Origin of the sequence: Pseudomonas sputi (assembly GCF_021603585.1) — a bacterium.
GTDB classification, from domain to species: domain Bacteria; phylum Pseudomonadota; class Gammaproteobacteria; order Pseudomonadales; family Pseudomonadaceae; genus Aquipseudomonas; species Aquipseudomonas sputi.
Genome location: NZ_BQHI01000006.1, coordinates 255,182 through 279,566 on the forward strand (window position 1 = coordinate 255,182; position 24,385 = coordinate 279,566).

The 24,385-nt window shown below is 58.9% G+C and carries 21 protein-coding genes and 3 pseudogenes; 18 read left to right on the plus strand and 6 right to left on the minus strand.

Annotated elements, in window-relative coordinates:
• The 7 genes from L6D81_RS11570 (at window position 1) to L6D81_RS11600 (ending at window position 8,498) form a co-directional block, all read left to right on the plus strand.
• A complete protein-coding gene (locus L6D81_RS11570) occupies window positions 1–1,842 on the plus strand; it encodes an ABC transporter ATP-binding protein (protein ID WP_236179457.1) in 1,842 nt (613 codons plus the stop codon).
• Window positions 1,839–2,147, plus strand: coding sequence for a (2Fe-2S)-binding protein (locus L6D81_RS11575; RefSeq protein WP_236179459.1), 309 nt, complete (start codon window positions 1,839–1,841; stop codon window positions 2,145–2,147). The genes L6D81_RS11570 and L6D81_RS11575 overlap by 4 nt, the downstream gene beginning before the upstream one ends.
• Window positions 2,129–3,505 (plus strand): FAD/NAD(P)-dependent oxidoreductase, encoded by a 1,377-nt coding sequence (locus L6D81_RS11580; RefSeq protein WP_236179471.1) that lies wholly within the window; start codon window positions 2,129–2,131, stop codon window positions 3,503–3,505. Before L6D81_RS11575 ends, L6D81_RS11580 begins: the two co-directional genes overlap by 19 nt.
• The gene (locus L6D81_RS11585; protein ID WP_236179480.1) at window positions 3,502–4,656 is read left to right on the plus strand and encodes an NAD(P)/FAD-dependent oxidoreductase; all 1,155 of its coding nucleotides are present in this window, start codon (window positions 3,502–3,504) and stop codon (window positions 4,654–4,656) included. Before L6D81_RS11580 ends, L6D81_RS11585 begins: the two co-directional genes overlap by 4 nt.
• On the plus strand, window positions 4,653–5,810 hold the full coding sequence (argE, locus tag L6D81_RS11590) for an acetylornithine deacetylase (protein ID WP_236179482.1): 1,158 nt from the start codon (window positions 4,653–4,655) through the stop codon (window positions 5,808–5,810). The genes L6D81_RS11585 and argE overlap by 4 nt, the downstream gene beginning before the upstream one ends.
• Before the next feature lie 123 nt (window positions 5,811–5,933).
• Window positions 5,934–7,391 carry an NAD-dependent succinate-semialdehyde dehydrogenase gene (locus L6D81_RS11595; RefSeq protein ID WP_236179484.1) on the plus strand — a complete coding sequence of 486 codons (1,458 nt, stop codon included), beginning with the start codon at window positions 5,934–5,936 and terminating at the stop codon, window positions 7,389–7,391.
• A gap of 27 nt (window positions 7,392–7,418) precedes the next feature.
• A complete protein-coding gene (locus tag L6D81_RS11600; RefSeq protein ID WP_236179486.1) occupies window positions 7,419–8,498 on the plus strand; it encodes a tartrate dehydrogenase in 1,080 nt (359 codons plus the stop codon).
• A 54-nt stretch (window positions 8,499–8,552) separates the two neighbouring features.
• On the opposite strand, the gene L6D81_RS11605 is transcribed toward L6D81_RS11600, so the two are convergent.
• Complete coding sequence (locus L6D81_RS11605) at window positions 8,553–9,479, minus strand: 2-hydroxyacid dehydrogenase (RefSeq protein WP_236179488.1); 927 nt, start codon at window positions 9,477–9,479, stop codon at window positions 8,553–8,555.
• Window positions 9,480–9,765: 286 nt separating this feature from the next.
• Between L6D81_RS11605 and gabT the strand changes: the two genes are divergently transcribed.
• The 3 genes from gabT (at window position 9,766) to L6D81_RS11620 (ending at window position 12,345) form a co-directional block, all read left to right on the plus strand.
• Window positions 9,766–11,058: a 4-aminobutyrate--2-oxoglutarate transaminase gene (gene gabT / locus L6D81_RS11610; RefSeq protein ID WP_236179489.1), complete on the plus strand. Its 1,293-nt coding sequence runs from the start codon at window positions 9,766–9,768 to the stop codon at window positions 11,056–11,058.
• A 96-nt stretch (window positions 11,059–11,154) separates the two neighbouring features.
• Window positions 11,155–11,811, plus strand: coding sequence for an HAD family hydrolase (locus L6D81_RS11615; protein ID WP_236179491.1), 657 nt, complete (start codon window positions 11,155–11,157; stop codon window positions 11,809–11,811).
• Window positions 11,812–11,856: 45 nt separating this feature from the next.
• Window positions 11,857–12,345, plus strand: a complete 489-nt coding sequence (locus tag L6D81_RS11620) for an Lrp/AsnC family transcriptional regulator (protein ID WP_236179493.1) — start codon at window positions 11,857–11,859, stop codon at window positions 12,343–12,345.
• Window positions 12,346–12,407: 62 nt separating this feature from the next.
• On the opposite strand, the gene L6D81_RS11625 is transcribed toward L6D81_RS11620, so the two are convergent.
• Window positions 12,408–13,871: an aldehyde dehydrogenase family protein gene (locus L6D81_RS11625; RefSeq protein WP_236179495.1), complete on the minus strand. Its 1,464-nt coding sequence runs from the start codon at window positions 13,869–13,871 to the stop codon at window positions 12,408–12,410.
• Window positions 13,872–14,305: 434 nt separating this feature from the next.
• On the opposite strand from L6D81_RS11625, the gene L6D81_RS11630 reads away from it, so the two are divergent.
• On the plus strand, window positions 14,306–14,965 hold the full coding sequence (locus L6D81_RS11630; RefSeq protein ID WP_236179497.1) for a carbonic anhydrase: 660 nt from the start codon (window positions 14,306–14,308) through the stop codon (window positions 14,963–14,965).
• A 303-nt stretch (window positions 14,966–15,268) separates the two neighbouring features.
• Window positions 15,269–15,451 (plus strand): annotated as a pseudogene (locus L6D81_RS11635) (DUF1850 domain-containing protein); the annotation flags it as partial.
• A gap of 65 nt (window positions 15,452–15,516) precedes the next feature.
• Here L6D81_RS11635 and dctM read toward each other — a convergent pair.
• The 3 genes from dctM to L6D81_RS11650 all read right to left on the minus strand — a co-directional run bounded on the left by dctM (window position 15,517) and on the right by L6D81_RS11650 (window position 18,492).
• Complete coding sequence (dctM, locus tag L6D81_RS11640; protein ID WP_236179499.1) at window positions 15,517–16,800, minus strand: C4-dicarboxylate TRAP transporter large permease protein DctM; 1,284 nt, start codon at window positions 16,798–16,800, stop codon at window positions 15,517–15,519.
• Window positions 16,797–17,429 carry a TRAP transporter small permease gene (locus L6D81_RS11645; RefSeq protein ID WP_236179501.1) on the minus strand — a complete coding sequence of 211 codons (633 nt, stop codon included), beginning with the start codon at window positions 17,427–17,429 and terminating at the stop codon, window positions 16,797–16,799. Before L6D81_RS11645 ends, dctM begins: the two co-directional genes overlap by 4 nt.
• A gap of 67 nt (window positions 17,430–17,496) precedes the next feature.
• A complete protein-coding gene (locus tag L6D81_RS11650; protein WP_373874299.1) occupies window positions 17,497–18,492 on the minus strand; it encodes a TRAP transporter substrate-binding protein in 996 nt (331 codons plus the stop codon).
• Window positions 18,493–18,724: 232 nt separating this feature from the next.
• Between L6D81_RS11650 and L6D81_RS11655 the strand changes: the two are divergent.
• A pseudogene (locus tag L6D81_RS11655) lies at window positions 18,725–19,081 on the plus strand (DinB/UmuC family translesion DNA polymerase); the annotation flags it as partial.
• A 438-nt stretch (window positions 19,082–19,519) separates the two neighbouring features.
• On the opposite strand, the gene L6D81_RS11660 reads toward L6D81_RS11655, so the two are convergent.
• The gene (locus L6D81_RS11660) at window positions 19,520–20,035 is read right to left on the minus strand and encodes a cupin domain-containing protein (RefSeq protein WP_236179503.1); all 516 of its coding nucleotides are present in this window, start codon (window positions 20,033–20,035) and stop codon (window positions 19,520–19,522) included.
• Between the two features lie 358 nt (window positions 20,036–20,393).
• Between L6D81_RS11660 and L6D81_RS11665 the strand changes: the two are divergent.
• The 5 genes and pseudogenes from L6D81_RS11665 to L6D81_RS11690 form a co-directional block, all read left to right on the plus strand.
• Window positions 20,394–20,963: pseudogene (locus L6D81_RS11665) on the plus strand (DUF58 domain-containing protein); the annotation flags it as partial.
• Window positions 20,960–21,457: a DUF4381 domain-containing protein gene (locus L6D81_RS11670; protein ID WP_236179505.1), complete on the plus strand. Its 498-nt coding sequence runs from the start codon at window positions 20,960–20,962 to the stop codon at window positions 21,455–21,457. The pseudogene L6D81_RS11665 and the gene L6D81_RS11670, both read left to right, overlap by 4 nt.
• 209 nt (window positions 21,458–21,666) lie before the next feature.
• Window positions 21,667–22,263: a paraquat-inducible protein A gene (locus L6D81_RS11675; RefSeq protein ID WP_236179507.1), complete on the plus strand. Its 597-nt coding sequence runs from the start codon at window positions 21,667–21,669 to the stop codon at window positions 22,261–22,263.
• Window positions 22,260–22,910 (plus strand): paraquat-inducible protein A, encoded by a 651-nt coding sequence (locus L6D81_RS11680; RefSeq protein WP_236179509.1) that lies wholly within the window; start codon window positions 22,260–22,262, stop codon window positions 22,908–22,910. The genes L6D81_RS11675 and L6D81_RS11680 overlap by 4 nt, the downstream gene beginning before the upstream one ends.
• Before the next feature lie 376 nt (window positions 22,911–23,286).
• A complete protein-coding gene (locus L6D81_RS11690; protein WP_236179511.1) occupies window positions 23,287–24,108 on the plus strand; it encodes an AraC family transcriptional regulator in 822 nt (273 codons plus the stop codon).
• Window positions 24,109–24,385: the final 277 nt, after the last annotated feature.

Sequence of the window (24,385 nt, forward strand, 5' to 3'; positions counted from 1 at the left end):
ATGACCCAATTGATTCGAGTTGAAGACTTGCGCGTGGTCGCGTGCGGCGAGCACGGTGAAACGGAGATCGTCAAAGGCGTGAGCTTTGCCCTGAAACAAGGTGAAGTGCTGGCGTTGATCGGCGAATCGGGCTCGGGCAAGACCACCATTGCCCTCGCTCTGTTGGGCTATGCCCGACGGGGCTGTCGGTTGTCCGGCGGCGTGGTACAGGTCGGCGAGCACAACATGCTCGCGCTCAGCGAGCAACAATTGCAGGGCCTGCGCGGTAATCGGGTGTCGTATATCGCGCAGAGCGCCGCGGCAGCTTTCAACCCGGCGAAGAAGCTGATCGACCAAGTGGTGGAGGGCGCCTTGATTCACGGCCTCGGCACCCGCGCCGCCCTTGAGGCCAAGGCCATTGAGCTGTTCCGCGATTTGGCCCTGCCAGACCCGGATCACATCGGCCAGCGTTACCCGCACCAGGTGTCCGGCGGGCAACTGCAGCGGGTGATGGCGGCAATGGCGCTGATCAGTGATCCGTTGCTGGTCATCCTCGACGAACCGACCACGGCGCTCGATGTGACGACCCAGATCGACGTGTTGCGTGCGTTCAAGCGCGTGGTGCGTGACCGTGGTGCGACAGCGGTGTATGTGTCCCATGACCTGGCCGTGGTGGCGCAAATGGCTGATCAGATCGTCGTGCTCAATGGCGGTCAGATCTTCGAACAAAGCGCCACGGCGGCGCTGCTCAAAGGCCCGAGTCATGAATACACCCGCAGTTTGCTGGCGGCCGCGCGGCCGGACACGACAATTCGCCCACCTGGCGGTATGGCCGAAGAAACCCCGCTGCTGACCATTCGTGGCCTGACCGCCGGTTACGGCAACAAGAACACCCAGGGCATGCCGGCCATTCGTGTACTGGAAGACATTGATCTGACCGTGCGCCGGGGCCAGGCGATTGGCGTGATCGGCGAGTCGGGTTCGGGCAAGTCAACGCTGGCCCGCGTGGTGGCCGGCCTGCTCACGCCGGCATTGGGCGGGCTGACCTTTGACGGGCAACCGCTGGGCGGTTGTCTGGCCGAACGCAGCGACGAGCAATTCCGGCGGATCCAGATGGTGTTCCAGAACGCCGACACGGCGCTCAATCCGATGCACAGCATCAGCACGATTCTGAGTCGGCCGCTGAGGATGTATTTCAACCTCAAAGGCGCGGCGTTGCGTGAGCGTATCGGCGAATTGCTGGATCTGGTGCGCCTGCCGCGAGCCTTGGCCGAGCGTCGCCCGAGTGAATTGTCCGGCGGGCAGAAGCAGCGGGTGAACCTGGCGCGGGCACTGGCGGCCAAACCCGATCTGATCCTCTGCGATGAAGTGACCTCGGCGCTGGACACCGTGGTCGGTGCAGCGATTCTTGAATTGCTCCGCGATTTGCGTCAGCAGCTTGGCGTGTCCTACCTGTTCATCAGTCATGACATCTCCACCGTGCGTGCTCTGTGCGATGACGTGGTGGTGATGTACAGCGGCCACAAGGTTCAGGCCGGCAGCCGCCAGTCGTTTGCGCAGGCACCGTTTCATCCCTACACCGATCTGTTGATTCACTCGGTGCCGGAGCTGCGCCAGGGCTGGCTGGAAACCTGCGGGACGACGTGCGGGGAACTGCCACCCATCGGGCCCAAAGCGAATGTCGCCGAGCTGTGCACCTTCCTCAATCGCTGCCCGGTGCGTGTCGATGGCCTGTGCAACCGTACGGCACCCAACCGCCGAATCATCGACGGTGGCAGTGAAATTCTTTGCCACCACGACAGCGTCGAACTGCTGAAAACCCAGCGGGACGTGACCACCTTCAATCAGGGAGCCTATGCATGAGCGCTCGTTTTGTGAGACTGGCCGAGCAGGGCCGGGTGACCGTCGGGTTAACCGTGGATGGCGTGCCCATCAAGGCGTTGCAGGGCGACACACTGATGGTCGCATTGCTCACTCAGGGCGATGCGCTACGCCAGTCGGAATTCGATAGCGGTCGACGTGCCGGGTTCTGCCTGATGGGGGCCTGCCAGGATTGCTGGGTGTGGACGCGCAGCGGCGAACGTCTGCGTGCGTGCTCCAATGAAGTCCGTGAAGGGCTGGATCTCGTCACCACACAACCGGAGGCGACATGGCCACTGCACGGGTAGTTATCGTCGGCGCCGGCCCAGCGGGGATTCGCTGCGCCGAGACGTTGGTGAAGGCCGGCTTCAAACCGGTCCTGATCGATGAAAATCGCCGCGATGGTGGACAGATCTATCGGCGCCAACCCGAAGGTTTTACCCGCGACTACCGCGCGCTGTACGGCACTGAAGCGGCCAAGGCGCGCGACCTGCACGAGAGTTTCGAGCGCTTGCGCCCACACATCGATTACCGTCCCGACACGCTGGTGTGGAATCTGGTACCCAGGCAGTTGTGCTGCGTCAGTCAGGGGCAGCATACGACGGTGGACTACGACGCACTGATCCTGTGCACCGGCGCCACTGACCGTTTGATGCCCATTGAGGGCTGGCAGCTGGCGGGCACCTACAGCCTCGGCGGGGCGCAGATCGCGCTCAAGTCGCAGGCGGTTTCCATCGGACATCGCGTGGTGTTCATGGGCAGCGGTCCGCTGCTGTATCTGGTGGCCAGTCAGTATGTGAAGGCCGGCGCCAACGTTGCCGCGGTGCTTGATACATCGCCACTGCGCAAACGCATCGTCGCACTGCCGAAGATGCTCGCGCGGCCCGGGGTATTGTTCACCGGGATGAAACTGTTGGCCCAGTTATATCAGGCGAACATTCCGGTGCACCTGGGGATCAAGCCGGAGCAGATATCGGGAGATGCCACCCGCGGTGTCAGCGGCGTGCGCGTGCGCTCAGCCAAAGGCGAAACCCTGGACATCGATTGCGATGCCGTGGCCCTGGGGTATCACTTGCGTCCGGAAACCCAGCTGGCCGATCTGGCCGGGTGTCGCATGCGTTTTGATGAGGCGTCCGGCCAGTGGTGGCTGGCGCTTGATGAAGAGGGCCGCACTTCGGTCAGCGGTGTGTATGCCGCCGGTGACGGCGCAAAGATTCGCGGTGCCGATGCGGCTGAACATGCCGGACGTCTGGTGGCGATGGCGCTGCTGGAGGATCAGCAACAACCGGTGGATGCCGGTTTGCGCGCGGAGCAACGGCGCGCATTGGCGGTGATGGATCAGTTCCGCCTCGGTCTGGCGCAGGCATTTCCCTGGCCCGCCGAACAGGCCGGAGCCTTGCCGGATTCGGCGGTCGTCTGTCGCTGCGAGATGATCAGCGCGGGCGAACTGCGCCGTACGGTCAGTGAAAAAGGCGCGTGTGAAGTCAATCGGGCCAAGGCCTTCAGTCGGGTCGGCATGGGCCGGTGCCAGGGCCGCTACTGCTCGCAGGCCGGCGCCGAAGTGATTGCCGCCGCGGCCGGCGTCAGTGTGCAACAGGTCGGCCGCCAACGCGGCCAGGCCCCCGTCAAACCGTTGCCGATGGTAATCATCGAGGAGCCGTCATGAACCCGCAGAAAAGTGATGTATTGATTATCGGCGGCGGCATCATGGGCGCGGCGTCAGCGTTTTTTCTGCGCCAGCGCGGGCACTCCGTGACTCTGCTCGAGCGCGACCTGATTGGCCAATACGCCAGCGGCGTCAACTTCGGCAACGTACGGCGTCAGGGTCGTTATCTGGGGCAACTGGAATTGGCCAACCGTTCGTTTGCGCTGTGGCAGCGCTTGCCGGAGCTGATTGACGACGATCTGGAATTCATCGCCAGCGGCCACATGCGCGTGTGTTACCGCGAAGACGAAATTGCCGAGCTCGAGGCGTATGCCGCTGCACCGGAGGCGGCCCAACTGGATCTGCAGGTCTATCGCGGCGCTGAACTGCACCGGCGCTTTCCGTTTCTGGGGCCGGATGTGAAGGGGGGCTCCTACGCACCGCACGACGGTCACGCCAACCCGCGTCTGGCAGCGCCGGCATTTGCCCGGGCGGCGCGGCGGATCGGTGCGCGTATCGAAGAACAGACCGAAGTGGCCCAAGTGCAGAAAACCGCAGGCGAGTTCAGCGTCACCACCACCGATGGCCGGCAATATCGCGCCGCACAACTGCTGATCACCGCCGGTGCCTGGGGAGAGAAACTGTCCGCGCAATTCGGCGAACCGGTACCGCTGGACACCCATGGCCCGCAGATGGCGGTGACGGAACCGGTGCCGTACGCCTTGCCGACGGTGATTGGCGTGTTCACCAAAATCCCTGAAGAAGTCATTTATTTCCGGCAGATTCCGCGCGGCAACATCATCATTGGCGGCGGCTATCGCAGCAAACCGGACATGGTCAATCGCCGCGCCTATGTCGAGCCGCGCAGCATTCTCAACCAGATCCGGCAAATGCGCCGACTGCTGCCGGGCGTCGGCAATTTGAACATCATTCGGGTCTGGAGCGGCATCGAAAGCTATCTGCCGGATTCGCTGCCGATCATGGGGCCAAGCGGTACGGTCGATGGCCTGTATTACGCGTTCGGCTTCTGTGGCCATGGCTTCCAGTTGGGGCCGGGCGTCGGTGATGTCATGGCTGAGTTGATCAGCACCGGCAGCACCTCCACGTTGATTGAATCCTTTTCCATACGCCGGTTCGCCCCCTTGGCCGAGCAACGGAGCAAAGCCTCATGAAACCCCGTGTACTGGAAATTCTCAAACGATTGATTGCGTTCGATACCGTGTCGTCGGAATCGAACATGGCGTTGATCGAGTACGTTCGCGAGCTGCTGCTGAGCAAGGGCATCGAGTCGCTGATCGTCAAGGACGAAAGCGGCAAGAAGGCCAATCTGTTTGCCAGTACCGGTCCGAAAGACCAACCGGGCATTCTGCTGTCCGGACACACCGACGTGGTGCCAGCAGCGGGGCAGGCGTGGACGGTTCCACCGTTTCAGGTGACGGAGCAGAACGGGCGGATTTACGGGCGCGGCAGTTGCGACATGAAAGGCTTTATCGCGCTGGCCATCGACGCGATGCTTGACGCTGCTGAACATTCCCTCAGCCGTCCGCTGCAGCTGGCGCTGTCACACGACGAGGAAATCGGCTGCGTTGGCGTGCGGCGTTTGCTCGATGTGCTGCATCTGGCGCCGGTGCGGCCGTTCCTGTGCCTGATCGGCGAACCGACCAACATGCAGTTTGTGCTGGGGCACAAGGGCAAGGGCTCGTACCGCACCTATTGTCGGGGGCTGGAGGCGCATTCTTCGCTGGCGCCGCGCTCGGTCAACGCGATCCACGTGGCCTGCGATTTCATTGCAGCGTTGCGTGAATCCCAGCGCCAACTGCAGGAGCAGGGCGCCCGGGATGCCGATTACGACGTGCCTTACACCACCGTGCACGTCGGCCAGATCGGCGGTGGCCGGGCGCTGAATATCGTGCCGAACCTGTGCACGGTGGATTTTGAAGTGCGCAATTTGCCGGCCGATGATCTGGAACAGATCCTCGCGCAGATGCAGGCGCGTGCCGAGGTGATCGTGCGCGAGGCGCAGAAGCTCTCGAGCGTGGCGGCCATCGAGATTGAAACGGTCAACGTCTATCCCGGACTGGACACCCATCCGAGCGTCGAAGCGGTACGGTTCCTGAAAAATTTCGCGGCGCCGGATACTGCGACGTCCAAGGTTTCGTTCGGTACGGAGGGCGGGTTGTTCAAGCAGCGTCTGGATGTGCCGGTGGTTGTCTGTGGGCCTGGTTCGATCGAACAGGCGCACAAGCCCGACGAGTTTATCGAGATCAGCCAGATGGAAGCGGGGGAGCGCTTTCTGGATGGCCTGCTCGGTTCGCTGAAGCGATAGAAAACAGCAGTTCTGCTGTTCCACCGCCAATTTCAGCAGCCGACACTGTCCGCTACGCGCTTTCAGCATCCTTATCCGTCGAGTCTCCCTAGACTGGAAGCTGTCTCGGATCAGGACTCGACCATGCTCAAGAACCGTTTGAAAGACCCCGGTCTTCTCGCAGAACTCGCTTATGTGAACGGCCAGTGGATCGGCGCCGATGACCGCGCGACCCTGGATGTCGTCGACCCGGCCAGCGGCGAATTGATCGGCCGCGTGCCCGCCATGCAAGGCGTGGAAACCCGACGCGCCATCGACGCCGCCGAACAGGCCTGGCCCGCCTGGCGGGCACGACCGGCCGCCGAACGTGCGGCGCTGCTGGAGCGCTGGTATCAGGCGATGATCGACAACCTCGACGATCTGGCGCTGATCATGACCTGCGAACAAGGTAAGCCGCTGAATGAAGCCAAAGGTGAAATCCGCTACGGCGCGGGTTTCGTCAAATGGTTTGCCGAAGAAGCTCGGCGGATTTACGGCGAAACCATGCCGGCGCCCAGCGGCGACCGCCGACTGTTGACCCTCAAGCAACCGGTGGGTGTCTGCGCGGCGATCACGCCCTGGAACTTCCCCAACGCAATGATTACCCGCAAGTGTGCACCGGCCCTGGCGGCGGGGTGCCCGATCATCGTCAAACCATCGGATCTGACGCCGCTGTCAGCCCTCGCATTGGCGGTGTTGGCTGAGCGCGTCGGCATTCCGGCCGGGGTGTTCAATGTGCTGACCGGCATGCCCGCCGGGATTGGCGAAGAGCTGACCGGCAACCCGACGGTGCGCAAGATTTCCTTCACCGGTTCCACTGCGGTGGGCCGTTTGCTGATGCGCCAAAGCGCCGAACACATCAAGCGATTGAGCCTGGAGCTCGGCGGCAACGCACCGTTCATTGTGTTTGACGACGCTGATCTTGAGCAGGCGATTACCGGGATCATGCTGAGCAAGTTTCGCAACGCCGGGCAGACCTGCGTCTGCGCCAACCGGATTCTGGTGCAGGACGGCATTTACCCGCGTTTTGCCCAGCGTCTGGTCGAGGAGGTCGGCAAACTCAAGGTCGGCAATGGCCTGCAGGACAACGTGACCATCGGCCCGCTGATCAACAAGGCGGCCGTGAGCAAGGTGGCCCGACACATCAATGATGCCTTGAGCCAGGGTGCGCAACTGCTTTGCGGCGGCGTTCCCGAGGGCGACAGTCAATTTGTGCAACCGACGGTGCTTGGTGATGCCCACGCCGGCATGCTCCTGGCCAACGAAGAAACCTTCGGCCCGGTCGCGCCGCTGATGCGGTTCACCGACGAAGCCGAAGCCTTGGCCCTGGCCAACGCCACGCCGTTTGGCCTCGGCGCTTATTACTTCACTCAAGACTTGCGTCGCTCATGGCGTTTCGGCGAAGCGCTGGAATTCGGCATGGTCGGCCTCAACACCGGAATCATCTCCATGGAAGTCGCGCCGTTCGGCGGCATCAAACAATCGGGCCTGGGCCGTGAAGGCAGCAAATACGGTCTCGACGAATACCTTGAAGTCAAAGCCTTCCACATCGGCGGCTTGTAACTTCACAACAACGGGGAGCCACAACTGATGAGCAAGGTCTTCAAGATCGCCGCGATTGCCGGCGACGGGATTGGCAAGGAAGTGCTGCCCGAGGGGCTGCGGGTCCTGGAGCAGGCCGCGAAGAAATGGCAGCTGGACTTGAGCATTGAAGTGCTCGACTGGGCGCATTGCGATTATTACCTGGAACACGGGCAGATGATGCCCGAGGACTGGTTTGAACAGCTCAAGGATTTCGACGCGATTTACTTCGGCGCCGTGGGCTGGCCGGAGAAAGTGCCGGATCATATTTCCTTGTGGGGGTCGCTGCTGAAATTCCGTCGCGACTTCGACCAGTACGTGAATATCCGCCCGGTGCGTTTGTTCCCCGGGGTGCCATGCCCGTTGGCCGGACGCGAACCGGGGGATATCGATTTCGTGGTGATTCGCGAGAACACCGAAGGCGAGTATTCATCGGTCGGCGGCAAGATGTTTGAAGGCACCGAGCATGAGTTCGTGCTGCAGGAATCGATCTTCACCCGCCGGGGTGTCGACCGGATTCTCAAGTTTGCCTTCGACCTGGCCCAGACCCGGCCACGCAAGCGGTTGACCGCAGCAACCAAGTCCAACGGCATTTCGATCAGCATGCCTTATTGGGACGAGCGCACTGCGCTGATGGCCGCGCAGTACCCGCAGGTGACGTGGGACAAGCAGCACATCGATATCTTGTGCGCGCGGTTCGTACTGCAACCGGATCGGTTCGATGTGGTGGTGGCGTCGAACCTGTTCGGCGACATCCTCTCCGATCTGGGGCCGGCGTGTGCCGGAACCATCGGGATTGCGCCGTCGGCCAACCTTGATCCGCAGCGACGCTTTCCGTCGCTGTTCGAGCCGGTCCATGGTTCGGCGCCGGACATCTATGGGCAGAACATCGCCAACCCGATTGCGATGATCTGGTCCGGGGCGCTGATGCTCGATTTCCTGGGCAACGGTGATGAGCGTTATCGTGCAGCACACGATGGGATCCTGCAGGCGATCGAGCGGGTGATCGCCGAGGGCCCGATCACCCCGGACCTGGGCGGGAAGGGCTCGACCCAGGATGTTGGCAGGGCCATCGCCGAATTCCTCTGAAGCATCGTCATCCTCTGCATGAGTGAGCCTGCTCGCTCATGCAGAGGGTCTGAATCAGTAGCCCTTGTTGCGGTCGATCTGACCGTTCATGGGCTCGCCGCGTTCGAAGCGGCGGATGTTCTCCAGCAGGACAGCAAATGCGCTTTCCGGCTGGGTCATTGCCGCGATATGCGGCGTCAGCAGAATCTGCGGGTGGCCCCAGAAAGGATGATCCGCCGGCGCCGGTTCGTTCAGCACCACATCCAGCACCGCGCCGCTGAGTTGCCCGCTGTCCAGCGCCTCGAGCAGGTCCTCTTCCACCAGATGCCCACCGCGCCCCATGTTGATCAGTGCCGCGCCACGCGGCAATTGGCGAAAAAACTCACGGTCGAGAATGCCACGGGTCTGCTCGGTCAGCGGCAATACGCACATCACAATGTCGCACTGGCTCAGAAACGCCGGCAGTTGCTCGCGACCGGCAAAACACTCGACGCCGGCAATCCGATGCACACTGCGCGCCCACCCCTTGAGGGCAAAGCCCAGGGGCTGCAAGGTGGCGAGAATCTGCTGCGCCTGAGTACCGAGGCCCATTACCCCCACCCGACGCTGATGCGCCGGCTGCAACAGGTGCGCCTGCCAACACCGCGCCATCTGCTGCTGGCGATAGCGCAACATGTCCCGGTGCAAAGCGAGCACGGCAAAACTGGCGTACTCGCACATGCCTTGGGTGATCCCGGGATCGAGCAGACGCACCACCGGAAGACTCGGCGGGATACGGCTCAGATCCAGTTGATCGACGCCGGCCGACAACGCAAACAACACCTGTAGATTTGGCAGCAACGTCTGCAGATCCTCCGGCGCCTGCCACGCCGCCAAGTACTTGATGTCTGTGGGATCGCCGATGTCCGGCCAGGCGCGCCATTCGATATCCGGGGCATGTTCGGCGAACAGCGCTTTCCACTGTTCGCCGCGCACGGGGTCAGCTTTGTAGAGCAGGGCCATGGTCAATTCCTGAGGAGGTTGAAGGTGCTCCCATCATCGCCCAACGCTAGAGCAGGATCTGTCGAAAGCAGCGCTGCGAACACTGCGCGCCACGTCATATACGCACGCGCCCGGCAGATTCGGCGGCCTGAAGGAATCTGCCGTTTTGCAGGGTGAAAACAGTCGATCCGGATTTCTCAGGCACCAAGTTCGGCGTAGTTCGTTTCGCGCAAGCCTTAATCTTAAGACCCTCTGTAACCACCTCCTGCATTCACTCCGGGCTGCCGGACTCACGAAGGGAAATGCCATGAACAGCCAAGTCGACCAAACGCCTCATTTACTCCGTCAGCGTGATCAGTTCGTGCCACGCGGACTCGTCACCGCTCATCCACTGGTGATTGATCGCGCCCAAGGGGCTGAATTGTGGGACGTGGACGGCCAGCGTTATCTGGACTTCGTCGGCGGCATCGGCGTGCTGAACATCGGCCATAACCATCCCAAAGTGGTTGCAGCGGTGCAGGCACAATTGCATAAGGTCTCGCACGCCTGCTTCCAGGTGGTGGCCTATAAGCCGTATCTGGATCTGGCCCAGCGGTTGTGCGAAATGATAGGTGGCGAGGAACACTACAAAGCGGCGTTCTTCACCTCCGGGGCTGAAGCCGTGGAGAACGCGGTCAAAATCGCGCGCGCTCACACCAACCGCTCTGCGGTGATCTCCTTTCGCGGTGGTTTCCATGGGCGCACCTTGCTCGGCACCACACTGACCGGCATGAGCCAGCCCTACAAACAGAACTTCGGACCCTTCGCGCCGGAGGTGTTTCACACGCCCTATCCAAATGCCTATCGCGGCGTCACCAGTGAGATGGCGCTCAAGGCGCTGGACGAGTTGCTCGCCACTCAGGTTGCGCCGGAGCGGGTTGCGGCGATCATCATTGAACCTGTGCAGGGCGACGGTGGTTTCCTTGCGGCGCCGGCACAATTCCTCCAGGCATTGCGCGAGTTGACCCACAAGCACGGCATCGTGCTGATCCTCGATGAAATCCAGACCGGATTCGGCCGCACCGGCAAGTGGTTCGGTTTCCAGCACGCCGGCATCCAGCCTGACCTGGTCACCGTCGCCAAGAGCCTGGCCGGGGGGCTGCCGTTATCGGGCGTGGTCGGCAAAGCCGAAATCATGGATTCGCCATTGCCCGGAGGCCTCGGCGGCACCTATGGCGGCAACGCACTGTCCTGCGCAGCGGCTCTGGCGGTAATCGAGGCTTATGAAGAAGAGAAACTGCTCGAACGCGGCGATGCATTGGGCAAGCGCCTGCGTGAAGGTTTGCTGCAGTTGCAGCGCCGTCACCCGCAGATCGGTGACGTACGCGGCACCGGTTTTATGCTGGCCATCGAGCTGATCAAAAACGATGAAGCGCGCTCCCCGGACGCTGATCTGAACCAGCGTGTGATCGATGAAGCGCGCAAGGGTGGCTTGCTGGTGATCAAGTGCGGCGTCTATCGCAACGTCTTGCGCTTCCTCGCGCCACTGGTGACGACCGAAGCGCAGATCGATGAAGCGTTGCAGATTCTGCAGGCTGCATTGGCACGGGTATTGAACTGATGTCCGCCGGGTTCAGCGGCGCGGTCGCTGGCCAGCGTCGCTGAACCTTTTTGGCGCACGGATTGATGAAACGCATCATCGGAGGCTGTGTACACCATGGGGCTGACTGATTATCGAGCACTGCTCATCGATTGCGATGAAGTCCTGGTTGACCGTGATTCGGGTGTCTGGACAGCGCTGCAGCCGTTGCTCGACAGCCGGGGCGGGCGCCCGGACAAGGAACAGGTGCTGGGCGAATTTCGCGAGGTGGTGCAGGGGCTCTATCCGCGCTTTGCCGAACTGGGCTTCAGTGGATTGCTGTGTTTTGCCCATCGCCAGCTGGCCGAGCGCTGGAGCTTGAACGCCAGTTGGGAGGAGGGCATGAGTTTCGCGCGCTCTGCTGCCAACTGGTCACTGTTCGAAGACGCGCCGGGAGCGATGCTGTACTTGCGCAAGTTTTATCGCCTGTTGGTCGTGGGTGACCGGGATGCCGAGGATCGCGCCGTGTTGTGCGAGCATCTGGGAATTGTGGCCGATGACTTTATTTCGCTGGCCAGCGATCCGCTGCGGGACGAGAACTGGTTGAATGCCAACGAGCTGAAGCCGCAGCACATACTGCGGGTGACCCGCCCGGCCGCGCGCGGGGGGGCGCTGACCGATGTGTGTCTTATCGGTCGCGAACGAGGCAAACAGCCGACCCCATGCGCTGCGGATTATTGCATCAACAGCATGGCTGACCTGGTCGCACAGCATCAGCAGTGTTTACGGCGCTGATTTTGCTAGTAGATTGTCCTACAAATGGCAGTCAAGAGGTTCGCAATGGAAGGTTTAGTCAAACTGGACCGCATCGACATCAGTATCCTGGTTGAGTTGCAGAGGGACGGGCGCATGACCAATGTCAGCCTGGCCGATGCCGTGGGATTGTCGGCCAGCCCCTGTCTGCAACGGGTCAAACGGCTGGAAGCGGCCGGGTACATTTCCAGCTACAAGGCACACCTGAACCTGGCGAAGATCACCGAATCGGTTACGGTCTTCACCGAAATCACCCTGAGTGACCACAAGCGTGAAGACTTCGCCAAGTTCGAGTCGAACATTCGGCTGGTGGATGAGGTGCTCGAGTGCCATTTGATCAGCGGTGGCTACGATTATCTGGTGCGTTTCATGACGCGCAGTATTCAGCACTATCAGGAAGTGATTGAAAGCCTGCTGGATAAAAACATCGGCATTTCCAAGTACTTCAGCTACATCGTCATCAAATCCCCGGTGCTCAAGGACGGTGTGCCGTTGCGCAAGTTGTTGCGGCACTGAAGTTCCCTACATCCATCAGGCGCGAACCAATAGGGGGACAGCTGACTGTCCCCCATTGTGTGCTAGCCACCAAAGCCCACGATGGCTTTGGTTTCCAGATATTCCTCAAAGCCGTAGACACCAAATTCACGACCGTTGCCGGATCGTTTGTAGCCACCGAATGGGGCCATGGGATTCCAGGCCGGGTGGTTCAGCAGCACTTGTCCGGCGCGGATGCGTGAGGCAACGGCGCGTGCATGATCAAGGTCGCGGGATTGAACGTGGGCGCTCAGTCCGTACACCGTGTCGTTGGCGATCGCGACAGCCTCATCGAGTGTTTCATAGGCAATGATGCACAGCACTGGCCCGAAGATTTCCTCCTGGGCAATGCGCATGCTCGAGTCGACCTCGGAAAAGACAGTCGGTCGGGCATAGAAGCCTGTTTCATGACCAGGCACGCGTCCTGGTCCGCCGCAGACGAGTTTGGCCCCTTCACTCAGGCCCGATTCGATCATGGCTTGCACGCGCTTGAACTGGGCCTCATTGGCTATCGGACCAAGTACCGTCTCTTCCGATTGTGGATCCCCCACGATGATCGCGTTGGCGGTTGCGGCGGCCAGCGCCTCGACTTCCGCCAGCCTGTCCCTTGGTACGATCATTCTGGTCGGTGCGCTGCAGGATTGCCCGACATTGCGAAACGCCGTCATCACGCCCAGTGGCACGACGTTGGCGAAGTCGGCATCGGGCAGCAGCACGTTGGGTGACTTGCCGCCCAGCTCCTGAGTGACGCGCTTCACTGTTGGGGCGGCTGCCTGTGCGACCAGCGCACCTGCACGGTTTGAACCGGTGATCGAAATCATATCGATATCCGGGTGCGCAGCCATGGCGCCGCCGACGTCGGAGCCCGTGCCATTGACCAGATTGAAGACGCCCGGTGGCAGGCCGGCGTCATGCACCAGTTGGGCGAAAAGAAGGGCGCTCAGCGGTGACAGTTCGCTGGGTTTCAGCACCACTGTGCATCCGGCGGCAATCGCCGGGGCCACTTTGGCGGTGATTTGATACAACGGCCAGTTCCAAGGGGTGATGAGACCGCAGACGCCGATGGGTTCGCGCTCAATCGCGGTTGCGCCTTCAATCGTCTGGAATCGATAGGTGGACAGCAGGTCACGGGCAATCCGAACGTGCTCGGCCGCCAAGGGCACTTGCATCGCTCGGGCGAAACCGATGGCAGCACCCATTTCCTGAGAGAGCGCCTGCGCAAGCGGCTCTTTTCGTTCAAGGATCAGGTCGTAAATCTTTCCAAGGAAACCCGCGCGTGCTTCGGCGGAGGTCGCAGACCAGCGAGGAAACGCCGCACGTGCTGCAGCGACGGCCCGATCAACGTCTTCGACCGATCCGCTGGCAACCTCGGCAACCACGCTTTCAGTCGCCGGATTGACCACGGGCAAACTGCCAGGCGTTGCCGGCGAACACCAGCCACCGTTGATATAAAACTGTTGAGCCGAATGCGAATCCACGGCGTGGATATTAGAAGATTGTGTTGTCATCCAACTAGCTCCTTAGAGGACTGATGGTGGCTGTTAACAGCAGGGACGGAGGGAGGTCAGAGCAACGCCGGGACACCTGTACATACGGTGCCCTGTGGTTTGAATAAGCTAGCAAAAGCACCCAGCCGAAATATGCCGTTCTTGAAGTCGGCAAGGGATAATCTGCTGTATCTCAGGGGGCTGACGTTATCTCTGTGCGATCGAGCCTTTCAAAGCCGATAGCTAATGCTCAGTGATGCTGAAAACGCGATGCCCAAATTGGCGATGGAAACCTTGGACACTCATGCACAAGCACTTCGTGATGCGATCATGCGACTTCGACAGTCGTAGGGACTGCTAATGCATGCGACGTCTGCGATAATGACGACCCAGTGAAGTGCGAAGGCATGTCGAGTATTCGTCTCGGCATCCGGAATCAGGCTTTGGAGGACTTTATGCGTGACATTATTGATGGCTTTCTGCGTTTTCAGCGAGAGGTGTATCCACAACGCGTGGAGCTTTTCAAGCAACTCGCGACAGAGCAAAACCCAAAGGCGTTGTTCGTCACCTGCTCGGACAGTCGTGTAGTGCCTGAACTCCTTACACAGCGCGAACCGGGCGAGTTGTTCGTGATCCGCAACGCCGGCAACATCGTGCCGTCATATGGTCCTGAACCCGGTGGTGTTTCGGCCACCGTCGAATATGCGGTTGCAGTGCTCGGCGTACGGGACATCGTGATCTGCGGCCACTCGGATTGTGGAGCGATGGGCGCGATTTCACGCTGCACGTGTCTGGATCATCTTCCGGCAGTTGCCAACTGGCTTCGTCATTCGGACGCCGCGAAAGCGATCAATGCGGCGCATGAGTTCGACACGCCCCGCGACAAGCTCGATGGCCTTGTTCGTGAAAACGTGATCGCCCAACTGGCAAACCTGCGGACTCATCCATCGGTGGCGCTTGCACTTGAGCAAGGACGCTTGAATTTGCATGGCTGGGTCTATGACATCGAGGCGGGTTGCATCGATGCGCTGGATGGAGCCACTCGACGCTTCGTTCCTCTTTCCGATTCACCGACCACCGTTGCTGTCGCTGCGCGCAACGTTGGGCAGATGTAACGGCGACAGACAGATCGAAATGGGGAGAGTTTCGTTCCGGGCGATCGGTCCCAGGCCGAATTAAAGGACCCACCGATGACTCACCATCAACTTCACGACCAAGCCAGCAAAAGCCTCCCGTAGAGGGAGGCCTCCTGGGGGCATCGCCGGAACGCACACCTGGGCACTACCACCAACTCGTGCGTTTATTGTTTTTTGTCTTGTTGTCAAGGCTAGCAATAAGGTCGTATTCATCCATTGATAGAATGTGTAATTTATTCTTCAGGACGTAGTATGCGGTAATGTTCGAAAGCAAGCCCGCCGCATCATCAACGTCACCTGCCGCCCTTGCAGCCTCTGAGTCTGGGACGCACCCCGCAAGCAGGTGACTACCAGTTATGCTTCCAACAGCAATGTCACGAGATGAGCGAGTGGCTAGGGCAACCCGTCAGCCATCCGTCCTCAGTGGAGTTATGGAGTTGCTGGACGGACTCGGGACAACAATAAGTAGCCACAAGCAAGCGCGAAAGCCCTGTCCGGGTATGAACGTCCATTACCCGGACAGGCGGGCTTCAACTCATGCCCAGCCAGTTTGGCAAAAACAGGGAAATCCAAGGCACGTAGGTAATCAGAATCAGGAACAGGAGCAGAATCATTAGCCACGGCATGGCGGCTCTGATGGTTGCCGGCAGCGTCATCCCCGTCACAGCAGAGGTCACGAACAGGTTCAGACCCACGGGCGGCGTGATCAAGCCGATCTCCAGATTCACCACCATAATGATACCCAGGTGAATTGGATCGATACCCAGCTTCATGGCGATGGGGAAGAGGATCGGTGCCAGGATCAGGATGATGGCCGAGGGTTCCATAAAGGCCCCTGCGATCAACAGCACAATGTTCACCACCAGCAGGAACATCACCGGTGTCAACCCTGCTTCGATCACCCACGCGGTGATCTGTTGCGGTAGCTGCTCAGTGGTCAAAACGTGCGCGAAGAGCATGGCGTTGGCAATAATGAACATCAGCATGATGCTCAGCTTGGCCGAGTCCAGCAGGACCTTTGGCGTTTCGCGGAATGTTAAGTCCTTGTAGACGAACAAGGCGATGAAGGCCGAGTACACGGCCGCCACCGCCGCAGCTTCGGTCGGGGTAAACATCCCGGAGTAGATACCTCCCAAGATGATTAACATCAGCAGTAGACCCCAGATCGCCTTGCGTGCCGTGCTAAGCCATTCACGGAACGTCGCGCGCGGCATGGCGGGCAGCTTTTTCTTCACGGCGACGATGTAGATCGCGACCATCAACGCCAGCCCCAGCAGCAGGCCTGGTAACACGCCCGCCATAAACAGTTTGCCGACAGACGTTTCGGTCGCGGCTGCGTAGACCACCATGACAATCGAGGGTGGAATCAGGATACCCAAGGTCCCGGCGTTACAGACGATCCCCGCACCGAAGGCCTGCGGATAACCGGAGCGGACCATGCCGGCAATGGCAATTGAACCCACCGCCGCTACAGTGGCTGGGCTCGATCCGGAAAGGGCAGCGAACAGCATGCACGCCAACACGGCAGCGATAGCCAGACCACCACGGATATGGCCGACACAGGCATTGGCAAAGTCAATCAGCCGCCGAGCGACGCCACCGGTGGTCATGAAGGCCCCCGCGAGCAGAAAGAACGGGATGGCCAGCAGCGTGTAGTGCTCCGACGTCTCGAACAGTTTGATCGCCAGTGAGCGCACGGAGTCCGGGCTGAATAAAACGATGGTCAGTGAGCCCGATAACCCCAGGGAGATAGCAATGGGAACGCCGATCAACATCAGCACGAACAGTGATGCAAACAGGAAGGCAATGGTCATGACTTGTCATCCTCGTGTTCAGTCAATTTCATCGCATCTGCGGCTTCATCGGCCAAGCCCAGGCCGGTCTGCCTGTTTTGCAGGATGCGCACGAGAATTTCAGCGAAACGGATGAAGACCAAGGCGAACCCTACGGGGACGATCAACCCGATGTGCCATTGCATGATCCCGTACTGACCCAAGTCTTCGGCACCTATGCGCGCAATCATCAGGGTCTGGATCCACCCGAAACTGGCAATGCTGAGCAGTCCGGCATAAGACAGGCAGAAAAGGCACGCGATGATGCCAATGAACCGTTGCACCGGTTTGCTGGCCAGCTTGACCAGGGCGTCGACGCCGATATGGCCTGCAGTGCGGACGCCGTACGACAACCCAAAAAAAATCAGCCAGCCAAACAAGGCCTTGGTCAGAGAGGTGCTCCAAGTCATTGCCTGTGCCAGACCCATGACGCCGTCGCCGATGGCGAACAGCGATTCGCTGGCGCCTTCCCAGCTCTCAGCGAGGCGGTAGAACAGGGTGTAGAGGTTGTTGAGGACAACGTAGACGAATGTTACCAACGTCATTGCGGCCAAAAGGAAGACGATGAAACCTTCCTCAAAGTGTTCCCAGATGCGCCGAAGAGCATTCATGGATGTCATCTCCTGTAGCGGACGACAGGCAGGTGTTGCCAAGGCGGCAACACTTGCCGACGACCGCTCATTGGGCCTGGTTGGCAGCTTCAGCGGCAGTGATCAGCTCGGCGCCGATATCGCCTTCGAATTTTTTCCACACCGGCTTCATCGCGACACGCCATTGTTCGCGTTGCTCAGGAGTCAGGGTAATGATCTCGGTGGTTTTGGCCGCGATGATGCTCTGCTTGGCATCCTGGTTCAGTTTCTCGGCCTCTTTGTTCACATGAGCGGTGACTTCGACGAGGATCTTGTCCAGCTCGCTGCGAAGCTCCGGCGACAAACCGTTCCAGAACTTGGTGTTGGTGATCAGCATGTAGTCCAGAACACCGTGGTTGGATTCGGTGATGTACTTCTGTACCTCATGCATTTTCTGGCTGTAGATGTTCGAGTAAGGATTCTCCGCGCCATTGACGACACCGGTTTGCAAGCCCTGATAAACCTCGGCGAAGCTCATCTTGCGCGGATTGGCGCGTATGACTTTGAACTGCTCTTCAAGCACGGCAGAGGCCTGTACCCGAAACTTCAGGCCACGGGCATCACCCGGCACTCGTAGCGCTTTGTTCGCGGACAGTTGTTTCATCCCGTTGTGCCAATAGGCCAGTCCAGTGATGTTTTTGTCTTCCATGGACTTGAGCAGTCCCTGGCCCTGCGGGCTCAGTTGGAAGCGGTCAACCGCCGTGATGTCATCAAAGAGGAAAGGCAGGTCAAACAGTTGAACGGTCTTGGTGTAGTGCTCGAACTTGGCCAGCGACGGTGCAATCATCTGTACGTCGCCGAGCAATAAGGCCTCCATCTCTTTGCCATCGCCAAACAACGAGGAGTTCGGGTAAACCTCGACCTTGACCTTGCCGGGCAAGCGTTCTTCCACCAGTTTCTTGAATAACAGGGCGCCCTGGCCCTTGGGTGTCTGCTCTGCAACGACGTGGGAGAATTTTATAATTACCGGATCTGCAGCCATGGCCATGCTTATGGTGCCTAGGGCAAGGGCGCACGCAACTGCTTTCCACATAGGTTTGAACATTGGGGGGATTCCTCTTGTTTTCGTTTTTCGTACAGTTCCATGCTCTGAAAAGCATGTGTACGGCGGACAAGAACAAGTCTAGGCAGAAAACTGGAATTTGGAGGGTGATGGCTGAATGTAGTAAGAAATCAAGCTCTTCACCTTGGAAATAAACTCTTACAATTGATGTTTAAGCGTGCTGTGAGCGAGTCTTCCGCCCAGACCTAGCGAAGACGCCCATCGTGGTGCTGGGGGAGTAGGGCGGAAGATGACTTTGCACTTGGAGGGGATGGGCATCAAGACAGCTTAGGATCTCTCCAGAACCGATCCATGGATGTTGCGCAAAAAAATCAGCGTGGTGATCGAAAAGACGGCCCGGGAGTTGGCAGGCACACCTTGCCTTGAACTCGATGAGCCCGACCCACCCAAGCAGGAAATCTGTTGCAGCCGAATGTTCGGCAAACGTCTCACGGATGTTGCTCCGATCAAAGAGGCCGTAGCAACTTACATGATGCGAGCCACGGAGAAGCTCAGGGCTCAGCAGTCATTGTCCAAGAAGATTCGGGTGAGCATTCGTACCGGCATGTTCAATCCGGAGGAAGCCAAATATTGAGGGGTTGAACATTTTTCCGTTTTACTTACGACAGGTCAGGACTGGAAAAACGAGAGGCTACATTGGGTGGGTCCATGGTTCAGGCCGAAATGTTCCGATTTGATTCCGTCAGTGGCCGGATCGCATCTCAGGTATCACATGAGCTGTGGTGGGCAACGTGTTGAGGAGGGAATGTTTCCGGTGATGCAACAGGATTCCGTTTTATTTTCAACGCTCACAGACAGAGTGGACGTCAGAAGCAGTTTTGTCGAATCAAGACCTTGCGATGCTCATGAACATTTCTAACATAGCACCTCGTTTAACATAATATACATTACACGTAACAAGATATTGCGAAGCACGCCCGGTTGCGCACACCATTTCAATCTCCAGCATCGCTCCCAAAGGATCTCTTTCTTGATGACTGCCGATCCCTCGGTTTGAAAAACGCGGCTCTCAACCTTCACCACGCGTCAGCTTTTCAATCAGTGCTCGATGCTGCGGATACTGTGCTGTGAGCTTTTGTCGATTCCCCATTTCCATATCGGCGAAATCAAATCCTGGTGAAACCGCTTCGCTGATCAAACCAAACCCGTTCGAGCCATTCAGCAATCTGGAGGCTTTCCAGATTCCGCCCGGTACGTGCAATTGCAGTTGTTGTCCGGCCAGAATATCGCTGCCCATGACCATCGTCTGCAGTGAACCGTCTGCAAGGATCAGGCTGTATTCGATGGCGTCGCCCAGATGGAAATAATGCAGGATGTCGGAATGATTGAAATGGAACTGGCCGACTGGCGATTCCGAAGTCAGCAAGTAGTAGATCGACGTCATCAGAAATCGTTGGCCACCTTCGGTTTCGAGCATGTCCCGATGATCGGCCTGGTAGGTTCTGCGAAAGAAACCCCCTTCGACGTGAGGCTCAAGGTCCAATGCAGCAACCAGATTCGACGCAGTAATCAGGCGTGGATTCATGACCTGCTCCGTGGGAATTAATACATTACGTAATAACTCTACTAAATGGTCGTTTAGTTGAGCTATAGAAGGCTTCCTAAAACTAACTGTTTCCATTAGTTAAAGAATACCCACCTGCACCTGCAAGCCAAACATTGTTCTAACCCACTATCGCGATCATAGCGGAGGTCCTGGCTCGAACCACTCCATGTTGTTTTTTTCTTACAGATCGGCTCCCGCGGGTTTAAGGCGCAGATTCGGACCGGGTCATGACCCGCCTCAATTTTTCCGATACACAGGCACTGATCAAATTCCTGACCTATCTTTGTTTGCGACGATTCGTTAATGCGCAAGCCTTGAGCCTCCATTTCATAAGGGTATTGTGTTCAACGCCGGCGACCGCGTGGGTGGCCTGGTGTTCAACGACTCCCGTATCGACAGCATTTCACCCTTGCGCAGCCGCAAGCGCGTGGAGGCATTATGCAGTCGTATCGCTGCGCAGAATCAGGAGCTTGATGCGTCCAGTCCCGATGCCGAAGATGCCGATCAACTCGACAAGGTTCTGCAGCGTTGCCTGGCGTTGGCCGGCCATGACCACTTGATATGCATCGTCAGCGACTTCGCAGGTGCGGGCGAGCGTACGTTGCAACTGATGCGGCAACTGGCAGCACACAATGACGTGATTGCCATGCAAGTCTATGACCCGATTGCGATAAATCTGCCAACCGACGGCAGGTTGTTGGTAACTCAAGGCGAATTACAGGTGGAGTTGGCGGTGGGCCGCCGTCAGGTGCATCAACCACTGGGTGACTATCTCGGCGGACGGCTCAAGGATGTTGCCACCCTGCTCCGCCGCAGCCGGGTACCGTTGATGATGTTCAGTACTGCCGAAGAGTCGCTCACTCAATTGCGGGCAGAGCTGGGCAAACAACCGGGGGGACGACCATGAGCGGGAACGTTCCGAGTATCGCGCAACTCAAGGAGTTGGCGCTGCCCCTGCCCGTCAGCTATTCACCGCAAACCTGGGGTTGGTGGTTTCTATTGGCGATTCTGCTTCTGGCTGCCGTAATCATTGGCACCAGGCGCTTGATTCAATGGCGTCGCGATCGCTACCGGCGCGAGGCGCTGGCACAGCTGGAGCAGTTGCGCACCAATATTGACGAGTTGCATGCGCTCCGGGAACTGCCTGAACTGCTCAAGCGTGTAGCACTGTCTATGCAGGGACCAAAATCTCTCACCTCTAGAGCCGCGGCTGCAACGTTGGAGAGTTCTGAGTGGCAGACTTTCCTTCAAACACATGTCGATCAACAGCTCCCCGACGAGTTCGCGCAGCAGCTCGCAACGCTGGCCTATGCCCCTGACGCCACCCTGCTCGCCCCCTGCCGCGATGCAATGTTTGATACCTGCAAACTCTGGGTGGAGCGACATCATGTGGCAGTTTGAGTATCCGTGGTTATGGCTGCAAACGTCCTGGCTTTTGATGAGCCAATAGACGAGCTGTTTATGTATAGCTCAACTTTTTACCCTGATCGCCAATCGAAGTAAATCTCATGCTTTTCATCAAATACTGAAATAAAAAAAGTTGCTGAACCGTGAAGCGCTTCTATCCTCATTGAAGTTTTCCAGTCTCTAAAGTCCGCCGAGCGTATCCGATGGGAAATGACAAGGGATGGATCATTTGCGAGCACTGCGACGGCGTTTATGAGCGCAGCGTACTCGTCAAGAATCAGAAGTCTTGGTGCGTGCGCTGCGGCGGCGTGCTCCAGCGCTATAACGGACTGACGATTGAGCAGCGTTTGGCGCTGACTCTTACAGCGCTGGTGGTGTGGATTTTCGCCAATTTTTATCCGGTGATGAGCATCAGCCTCAAAGGTCTGAAAAACAGTGCGACGCTATGGGATTCTGTCGTGGCGTTGAGCCTTGGGCCGATCACTTTCATAGCACTCGTAGCCGCAGTAGCCATGATCATTGCGCCAATTATCCAGTTGCTGCTGCTGGTCTGGGTGCTGGGCTTCGCACTGAAATCGAAGCGCTCCCCCGGTTTCCGCTTCTGCATGCGCTGGCTGGAAACACTCAGACCCTGGAGCATGCTTGAAGTCTGCCTTCTTGGGGCCATGGTCGCGGTGATCAAACTGGCCGGATTGCTGGACGTGTTGCCGGGTATTGGCCTGTTCGCTCTCGCAGTGTTGAGCCTGATGATGATCCGCATCGCCGGACGCGATATCCGCGAACTGTGGGACATCCTATGAACATGCCGCCCAATGCCAATGACCTCAACTTGTGTCTTTGCCACAGTTGCGGCCAGGCGTGCGACATGACGGGCGAACCCCATGAGTGCGAACGCTGCGGGGCTCCCCTGCATCGCCGCAAGCCCGACTCGCTGACGAGGACCTGGGCCTATATGTTCACGGCGCTGGCGTTCTATGTTCCGGCCAACCTGCTGCCGGTCATGAATACCAAAATGGTCGGAAACGGCGCTGACAGCACGATCATGAGCGGCGTGCTGGAGTTCTGGGAGGCCGGAGCCTGGGATATCGCGCTGATCATCTTCATTGCCAGTATCGCCGTGCCCGGTATCAAGTTTGTCGTCATCACGCTGCTACTGGTCACGGTGCAGCGCGAAAGCCAATGGGCACTCAAGGAGCGCTCCCGCTTGTACCGGTTTGTTGAGGTCATCGGGTATTGGTCGATGCTCGACGTCATCGTCGTGGCACTGGTCGCGTCATTGGTGAAGTTCGACGCACTGGCTGACATCGAGCCACGTGCCGGCATTCTGTTTTTTGGCTTGGTGGTGGTCTTCACCATGCTTTCGGCGATGAGTTTCGACCCTCGCCTTATCTGGGACTCACAAAATCGGCAAGACAGGGAGTTCATGGATGAAGTCATCCACCAATGACAAGCCGCATAGCCCGGGACAGGCCCTGCTCAAGACGCGTCGATTCGGCGTATCGTTGGTCTGTCTGGGTCGGAAGATGATGGTGTTGGCTTTGGTGACATGCGAACGCTCGTTCTTGAAGGATGATTGGCTGGGATGTGATCTTCAAGGTTGAACGAGTAAAACAGTCGCTCCTGCCCACTCGATAACTGTCCCATCATGCTTCGTGCTTCCCTGCTGACCAACGTCGAGATTTTGTCGCAGGCCAGACATGGGGAGCTACTTTTTCAACAGAATCGGCCAAAAGCGTACGATGGCCGGATGTCGTTACACTAATGGCTCGGGATAGTTTCCAGCCAGGCCATGGCCCCCTTCTCCATCCGAGTCTCTACACCTCATGTCGAGCATTGCCGTTACCGATTTTACCTCCACCATTGACGTTGACAGTGTCTTGCGGCCGGTTTTGGCTGTGAGTGCCTCATTGGTCGCCAAGGATTGGGAAAATGCCACCCATCAGCATCGCAAGGCGCAACTGATCTACTCGGTTCGCGGCATCTTTAACTGCGAAATCGAAGATGGTGTCTGGATCGTGCCGCCACAGTGCGCCTTGTGGATCCCTGGCGACCTGCCCCACTCAGCCTGGGGTTCCGGTGAAGTGGAGTGCTACTGCCTGTTCGTTGAGCAGGATGCCGTGCCGCATCTGCCGCCCACCTGCTGCACACTTTCGGTATCGCCGCTGCTGCGGGAGTTGCTGCTCAAGGCGACTGCCGTTCCCGAGCTGTACGCCCTGGGCGGACGGGAGGAACGGCTGCTGGCAGTGCTGCTCGACGAAGTGGTGGCGGCGCCAGTGGAAGACCTGCACCTGCCCATGCCCCACGACCCACGCCTGCGTCGCCTCGCGGAAATGATTCTGGCAGCGCCGGCGGACAAGACCTCGAAGACCGTCTGGGCGACGCGCATCGGCATGAGTGAGCGCAGTATGAGCCGGCTGCTTCTGCAGGAAATCGGCATGAGCTTCGGGCGCTGGCGCCGCCAGTTGCACGTGGTCTTGGCGCTGCAACGACTGACCAAGGGTGACAGCGTGCAAACGGTAGCGCTGGAACTGGGCTACGAAAACGCCAGCGGCTTCGTCACCATGTTCCGCAAAGCGGTGGGCAAGCCGCCGGCCCGCTACCTCTCGGATCGCACCAGCGGCGCGCTGACGGCTGCAGCGCACTGAATCATGGTCCCAGGCCTGATCGCACTCTAAGCCAATCCACCTCGCTGCTCTATCAAGAAATCGCGCTTATAGCGATGCCGCCGTTCGCCTACCGCCCGCCCACGCCAACATGGCCGCGCGTCACGCTGACCGCTTCCGCTTTAGACAAGCCTCCCGGACCCGGTCCAGCCGCCGCAATTAACCAGATCTCTTTTTCAAAACGGCCAACGCAGCGGGCGTGCTCACTATTGGCCGAATCGAATAACACTCTGGCCTGATTTCACCATCATGACGCATT